This is a genomic window from Burkholderia sp. (assembly GCF_018375725.1).
Classification (GTDB): domain Bacteria; phylum Pseudomonadota; class Gammaproteobacteria; order Burkholderiales; family Burkholderiaceae; genus Burkholderia.
In genome coordinates this window covers 1-6,183 of sequence record NZ_JAHACR010000258.1, presented here as the reverse complement: position 1 = coordinate 6,183, position 6,183 = coordinate 1, and the positions used below count along the sequence as shown (strand labels likewise).

At 70.8% G+C, this 6,183-nt stretch carries 3 protein-coding genes; all 3 read right to left on the bottom strand.

Annotated features, from left to right (window positions below):
* On the bottom strand, nucleotides 1–1,242 hold a 1,242-nt coding region (locus KH616_RS20060), incomplete at its 3' end, for a BcsE family c-di-GMP-binding protein (RefSeq protein ID WP_292250130.1).
* 21 nt (nucleotides 1,243–1,263) lie between these two features.
* A complete protein-coding gene (locus KH616_RS20055; protein ID WP_292250128.1) occupies nucleotides 1,264–5,130 on the bottom strand; it encodes a cellulose synthase subunit BcsC-related outer membrane protein in 3,867 nt (1,288 codons plus the stop codon).
* The coding region (bcsZ, locus tag KH616_RS20050; protein ID WP_292250126.1) for a cellulose synthase complex periplasmic endoglucanase BcsZ at nucleotides 5,112–6,183 on the bottom strand (1,072 nt) is incomplete at its 5' end. The genes KH616_RS20055 and bcsZ, both read right to left, overlap by 19 nt.

Genomic DNA, 6,183 nt, shown 5'->3' with positions numbered 1-6,183 from the left:
GGCCGCCTGCAACCGGGAGAACGGCAGGTCGCGCCCGACGACGCTGTTCGCGCCCAGGCTCAGCACCAGCATTTCGAACTGATGGCGCAGCACTTCGCCACGCTCGACGACGGCGATCTTCAGCGCGCCGCCACAATGTCGCCGCAGCGCGTGAACGTCCGCGCACAGCGCTTCGAGCTGCGCGCGCGTGCGGAACGCCAGCACCGCGGTCGCCGCTTGCGCCTTCGCGCACGCCGCGACCACCGCGGCGTTGTCGTCGACGATCTCCCAGTCCGCCGGCACCCAGCGCTCGCGCTCGACCACCGCACGACTGACGACGACGCGGTCCTCGTCGCTCGCGAGCTTCATCTGGCGTGGCTGCGCGATTGCATCGGCGTCGAAGATCGCCGACAGCCGGCCATCCGGCGCGAATCGCAATGGCCGCACCTCGCCTGCGGCGAGCGTATCGCCCGCACGCCAGAAATCGACCACCCACAGCAATTCGCCATGCGTGCGCTGCAGTTGCGCGACCCCCGTGCACACGCTGTGAAAACTGCTGCGCCGGGTGCGTCGCGTGTCCCGCACGAGCGGCGGATCGTCGGTCTCCGCATCGGCCGCTGCGCGGTTCGCATGCCCGCCCTCGGGATTCATCACGAGCACGACCGCGATCCGGTGCATCCGGCACCAGTCGGCGAAGGCACGCGCCTCCTCCGCGAGCGCCGCGGGATCGTTCCAGCTGAACCAGCGTTCGGCGCCCTCCACGAAATACAGCGAACGTGCGCGAAAGCCGTAGCGCTTCATTGCACGGAAACCGCCCAGCAGCCGTGCAAACGACCCCGGCTCGCCATGGCGGCCGGCGGCCGGATCATCGTCGCCCGTCGCAGGCGCGGGCGGCATCGCCAGCACGTTCAGGCGGCTCGGCCAGCCCGGCGCATGCGCGCCGCCCGCAAAGCCGCGCTCGCGCAGCTGCCCGGCCACGCTTGCACTGTCGCGTGCAAGCACGACCGTCACGTCGCGGGTGCGCGCCTGACGCGCGCTTTCCCATAACAGCGCATCGCACGCAGGCGTGCGTGCGGCCGCATAGACCGCATACAGGCCGCCCGGCTCGAGTTGCGTCCACTCGTCCGGCAAACCGTCGATCGCAAGCCGGCTCAGCGCCGAGATACGGCCGTCGGCCGGCCCGCTCCGCAACATCGCGCGCAGGCGGCCGAACACGCCGGCGGCGCCGAGCGCGGGACGGGTGGTTTCGAAGTCGGTGCTCACGTGTGTGCGTCCCTTTTCACGCTAGTAACTCGAATAAAGACGAACCGGCGCGGGCGTCACGAGACCCTTGGGGTTCTCGCGCGCGTCGAATGCATAACGCACGTACAGCAACCCCGAACTCGGCGCATAGTCGTGCGATCGGTCGATATGCAGTTGCGCGCCGATGCTCAGATACGGATTGACGCGATATTCGACGATCCCGTTGACGCTGTACCAGAACGACACGCCGCGGGTCGAACTGCGCGCATACGTCATGCCGGCGAGCGCACTGGCGGATTTCGCGTCCACGCCGCCAGGCAGGCCGACCGGGAAATACGGCGTCGCCCTTTCATAGCTGTTCGTAATACCGCTTGTCACGGTCACATCCCACGCGAGCGCATCGCGCCGCCCCGCCCACTCGATCGGCACGCCGAGTGACAGGTAGCGTTGCGGGCTGTAGTAACCGCCCTGGCCGTAGGTATAGAAACGCAGGTTCTGCGCGTAGTGCCACGCGTTGCCGACGAGACCCGTGCTGACCCGCATGGTCGCGCGTTCGTAGACGGGCACCATGAAACCCGTGCGCAGCGTCGCCTCGGCGTTCCGCTCGACGTTGCGGCCGGTCATCACGCCCGCACCGATATCCGCGAACAGATTCACGCGCCCGATATCGACCGACGCATGCAGATCGATACCGTCACGCCGCACGCCGCCCCACGCCGCACCGCTCCACGGATCCCGCAAGCCCGCGTAGGACAGTTCGCTGCTCGTCTCCGGCCGGCGCGACGCGCTCGCCGAGAAGCTCGCGGGCCCTGCGTCGAACCGGTAGCGCACGCCGCCGATCAGGTAGTGCACCGGAAAGCCGAGCGGCGACGTGCCGATGTCGAACCGCCATGCGTCCGACCGGTAGCCCGCGCCAAGCGCGACACCGGTCGCCGACTGATGCAGCGAACCGGATGGATTCGGATCCGGTGTCTTCAGCGCGGGATACGTCGCGAACGTGTTGAGCGCATAAGCTTTCGGATCGCTCGTATCGAGCGAGCCGGCATCGATATGCACCGCGTCGAGATGCAGGAACACATGGCCGTCGTAGCGATACGGCATCTGCACGTAGACCGGCACCTGCTGCGCGCGATACGCGGACACCCCTTCGTCGCCCGACTTGTACGCAGGGAGCCACCCCGCCTCGATTTCAGGATCGCGGCGCTGCTCGAGATCGCCGAATGCGGCCTGCGCCGGTGTGAGGCCGTCACGGCGCGGACGCACACCCGCGGCGCGCTCCTGCGACAGCGACAGGCGATACAGCGACGCGGCGGCGTCGTAGCGGCCCTGTGCCTGAGCGACGCGCCCCGCCGCCACGGTCACGTCCGCGCGCGACGGATACGCGGCATGCAGCGCATCGGCGATCTGCGCCGCGTCGTCGGTACGATGCAGCGCGGTCAGACGGCGCAGCGCCGACAGTTGCGTGTCCACGTCGTCGGACGGCGTGCGCGCGAGCACCGCCTGCACACGCACGAGCGCACCGGCACGGTTGCCGCTGTCTTCGTCGATCCGCGCCAGCGCGAGCTGCGTGTCGGCATCGTCGGGCGTATGCGCGAGAACCGGTTCGAGCACGCCGCGCGCCGCACCGTAATGGCCCTGCGCGCGCTCGAGATCGGCGACTTCGAGCGCATAGCGCTTGTCCGCCTTCCCAGCCGGGCTCACGCCGTCGAGCAACTGGCGCGCGCGCGCGTAATCGGCCTGCGCGATCGCATCGTCGGCCTGGCGCAGCACGAGCCGCAGCGACTGATCCTCGAGGCGCGCGGTCTGCGCCGCGGTGAGCGACGGTTCGCGGCGGAGCGCGTCGAGCCATGCGGCCAGTTCGTCATCGCGCGCCGCGCTCCCGAGCAGGTCGCCGTAGCGCAACCGCACGTCGGCATCCGCCTGCTGCGGATGCGCGGCCATCCACTCGCGCAACGGCGCAAGACCGCGTGCGGTTTCGCCGGCGTCGATCCACTGCGCGCCGACCGCAGCCAGCATGTCCGGATCGTCCGGCGCCGATGCCTGCGCGTGCGCGAGCGCCGCCTCCAATGCCGCGCGATCGCCGCGCCCAAGCGCACCCTGCGCGTCTGCCAGCGCGGCTTCGGCATCGAGCTTGTGCGCGAGCGCACGCATGCCGTCAGAGCGCTGCGCATCGGCGACCGGCGCAAGCGCCGCCTGTGCGCCCGCCACGTCGTCGGTCGAATTGCGGTACAGCGCCGCCGCGTAATGCATGTCGGGCGTATCGGATTGCGCAAGCCCGTCATCCATGACCGTGCGACCCAGCTGCGGCAGCCCCATATCGCGGTACAGACGCGCCAGCGCGAATCGCGTCCACGGCGCGTCGGGCGCCGCGCGCACGGCCGCCTCGTAACGCTGCGCGGCCGGCCCGCGATCGCCTTTTTCTGCCAGCGCGCGTGCCTGTTGCGCAAGCAGGTCTGCGCGAATGCCATCGAGGGCACGGCGGTCGCTGCTGCCCGTGACGCGCGCCTGCAGCGCGTCGAGCAGCGGGCCGATCTGGTCGGCTCGGCCGGTGTGCTCATAGAGCAGCGCCGCACTGTGCGCGACCGCCACGCTCGGCCTGGGTGCCGCGAGCAAGCCGCGCAGCAGCGGTTCGGCGCGCGCCCAGTCGTGCTGCGCGAGCAGCGCGTCGGCCAGTTGCAAGGTCGCGTCGGGACTGCCCGGTTGCATCGCAAGCGCGGCACGCGCCGCCTGTTCGGCGTCTCGCGGACGCCCCGCCGCCGCGGCCTCACGGCCACGTGCGAGCGCGCCCCAGAATTGCGCCGTGCGCGCGAGGCTGTCCCACTTCCCGCGCTGATCCGGCGCAAGCGCTGCGGCACGCGCAAACCATGCGCGCGCCTCGTCGTGGCGGCCTTCACGCAAACGCAGCAGGCCGAGCCCGCCGACGGCATCGGCATCCGTCGCGCGCGCCCGCGCCGCCTGCCCGAGCAACACGTCGGCCGCTGTCAGATCGCCGCGCGCCAGCGCCTGCAGGCCGCGCTGCTGCGCGATGTAATTCGGATCGCGCGCCAGTCGCTGCTGCGCGTCGCGCTGCGACTCCATCGCCGTCGCCTTGTCGCGAAATTCGCTGTCGTCCGGCACGAGCGCCAGATACGCACGTATCGCGTCAAGGTAGACCGGATCGTTGTCCGCCGACTGCAACACGCGCCGCCACACCGACATCGCTTCCCCATGATCGACGTCCGGCCGCCGCACGAGCGCCCATGCCAGGCGGTTCGCTTCCGCGCGCGTCTCGCTGCGCTGATTCAGTAGCCTGACAAGCCCGAACGCGGCTTCGCTGTCGCTCGGATCCGCCGCGACCGCACGGCGCAGTGCCGCAAGGGCCGGCTCGCATCCGCCCGGCCCGTTCGCGACGATCTGGTAATACTCGGCACCGAGCGCGCCCGACGGTGCGCCATGCGGAAACAGCACGACGATGCGCCGCGCGGCCTCGTCGGCGCGGCCGCTGCGTGCGAGCAGACGAATCTGCGCCATCTCTTCGCGCCCGCTCGTCGCGACGCGAAATTCGTCGCCGGCCCGCCGCGTGTCGGGCGCATCGGGCGCCAGCGCGTTCAGGCGAGCAAGCGCAGCCTGCGCGCCCTTGGCGTCGCCGAGCCGAAGCAGCACACGCACCTGCTCGGCGAGCAGCACCGGATCGCCGGGGGCGATCAGCAAGCCCTTGCGGATCGCGTCGCGCGCGAGATCGTCGCGGTGCTTGCCTGCCCACATTCGCGCGGTCGCCAGCAGTCGCCGCGCATCGGCGACATCGGCCGTTTCGGCCGCGCGCGGTGCCGGCGCGAGCGTCGCCCCGTGCGCCATCGCGCAGACGGACGAGGCGAGCCACGCGAATCCGGCCATGCGCGGCGCGGCGCGCTTCAGCGGACGGCGGCGCATGACCCGCTCCTCCAGCGCACGTCCAGCGTGCCGTCCGCGGCGAAACGGTAGCGCCCGTCGCGCCAGCCGAGGCCGAACAGCGTCAGCACGCTCGTGTAATAGCCCGGCAGCGACTGGCGCGCGAGCGCATCGACCCGCGCCGCCTGCGCATCCGCAAGGGCATGCTGGCCGCGCGCATCCAGGAACGGAATCGCTGCGGCCGAAAAACCGCCATTGCCGTCATGGGCGCCGGCCACGCCCGTCGTCGTATCGACTTTCTCCGGCGGTGCGCCGTGCGCGGCCACGTATTCGGCGAACGGCGCAAAACGCGCGAGCAACGGCGCGGCGAGCGGATCGGACGGATCGAGCGTGCCGGCCCACAGATAGACCCGGATCGCGTTGTACGCGCTTTCCGCATGCGAATCCGTGTCGGGCGCAAAGCCTGCGCCCGCGCGGTACAGCGCCCAGTCTGGCGAGAATCCCTTCGGCGCAGTATCGATCAGTACACGCCCGGTGCTGGCCGCGAGCCCGGCCCAGCGGCGGTCGTCCGGCAAACGCGTGCCGAGACCGCGAATCACCTGCGGCGGCGAATAGCTCGGATTGAGGCGCCAGCGGTCATTTGCGAGTCTGAAGCCGGTCGGCCCCGGCAGCAGCGTCACGCCGAGGCCCGGCAGCATCGCCGACTCGCGGTCGAGCACGCGCTTCGCGAGCAGCGCGCCACGCGCCGTGTAGCTGCGCTCACGCCACAGCTGTCCCGCCTCGACCAGCGCATAGGCAATCCACAGATCGGCGTCCGACGCGGCGTTCGCGTCGAGCACCCGCCATGCGCCATCGGCCCCGCGGCCCCACAGCCACGCAGGCAGATGGGCACTCAGGTCGCCCTGCGCAAGATTGTTCTCGGTCCAGTGCAGGATCGCGTCGAACGCGGGCCGGTCGTTCGCGACCAGCGCGAAAAACAGCCCGTATGCCTGCCCCTCGGACACCGTGCGTGCATCGGCCGATCCGACGTCGATCACACGACCGTCGGCCGATACGAAATCGCGCTTGAACGCGTCCCAGCGCGGCCACGCGGCG